Source organism: Rhizobacter sp. P2_H2, assembly GCF_056403375.1.
Genome location: NZ_JBFUFP010001344.1, coordinates 1 through 1267, shown reverse-complemented (window position 1 = coordinate 1267; position 1267 = coordinate 1). Strand labels below are relative to the sequence as shown.

Genomic DNA, 1267 nt, shown 5'->3' with positions numbered 1-1267 from the left:
CTTCTCGGTGGTGGGCGGCAACACGGTGGTCGAGGTCAGCACCGGCGGCGGCTTCACCAACGGCACCTACAACGCGGCGGCGGTGAACCAGGTGATCACGCTGAACGGCGTCAACCTGGTGAGCACCTTCACCACCGACAACCAGGTGCTGGACGACCTGCTGAAGCGCGGCAAGCTGGTGGTGGATTGATGGCGGGCGGGGCCCGCGCCCGCTTCAACTGTTTTCGCTGATCCAGGGCCCGGTGGCCCCGTCGATGCCGCAGTCCCACAGGCGCTGCGCATCGGCGGCGTTGCTCACGCCCTCGGCGTACACCTGCAACGACAGCCCGTGCAGCAGCGTCACCGTGCCGCGCACGAAGGCGGCGCGGTTCTCGTCGCTGCCCACGCCCTGCACGATGGCCGCGTCGAGCTTCACGTAGTCGAGCCCGGCCTCGAACAGCCGCGGGATCTTGCCCAGCCGCTCGCCGGCATGCTCCAGCCCGAGCCGGATGCCGGTCGGGCGCAGCTGCCGGCCGAGCTCCTGCAGCAGCCCGAAGTGCTCGACGGCCGCGTTCTCGGCCACCTCGAGCCAGATCAGCCGCGCCACCTGCGGCGCATTCCACAGCAGCGCGCGCAGCCGTGCCGAGAAGCCGCTGTCGGCCAGCGACGACGGCGACAGGTTCACGCAGCGCGGCTTGCCGTCGCGCGCCGCATCGCGCAGCGCGAGCGCGAGCGCGCATTCGTCGATGTCGACCGTGAGCCGGCTGCGGATCGCCAGCGGCAGCCAGCGCGCGGCCGGCTCGTACACGCCGTTCGGCTCCAGCTGCAGGCGCAACGGGCATTCGAGGTGGATCAGGTCTTTGCGCACGTTGACCAGCGGGAAGCTGACCAGGTGGGCGCGCTGCTGGCCGATCGCGTCGCGGATGCGCTGGCGCCAGGCGCCCTCGCCCAGCATCGCGACGGCGACACTGCCCTCTCCGCCCAGTTCCACTGCGAACGGCCCGCGGCTCTCGGCGCGCGCCAGCGCGGCATCGGCCTCGCTCATCACCTGCGCCATCGTCATCTCGCGGCGCAGCTCGAGCGCGCCGACGCTGACGCCGGCCTCGGCACTGAGGTTCGGCAGCACCAGGCTCAGCGCATCGGCCAGCGCCTGCGCGGTCTCGCGCGCCATGCCGGCCACCGGCAGGCACAGCGCGAAGTCCGAGCACCAGGCTCAGCGCATCGGCCAGCGCCTGCGCGGTCTCGCGCGCCATGCCGGCCACCGGCAGGCACAGCGCGAAGTCCGAGC

At 72.2% G+C, this 1267-nt stretch carries 2 protein-coding genes; one reads left to right on the top strand and one right to left on the bottom strand.

What is annotated here, in order from left to right; all coding sequences use genetic code 11:
* On the top strand, positions 1-190 hold a 190-nt coding region (locus tag AC1D15_RS32935), incomplete at its 5' end, for a type I secretion C-terminal target domain-containing protein (RefSeq protein ID WP_477829375.1).
* A 24-nt stretch (positions 191-214) separates the two neighbouring features.
* Here AC1D15_RS32935 and AC1D15_RS32930 read toward each other — a convergent pair.
* A complete protein-coding gene (locus AC1D15_RS32930; RefSeq protein ID WP_477829374.1) occupies positions 215-1150 on the bottom strand; it encodes an EAL domain-containing protein in 936 nt (311 codons plus the stop codon).
* Positions 1151-1267 lie beyond the last annotated feature (117 nt).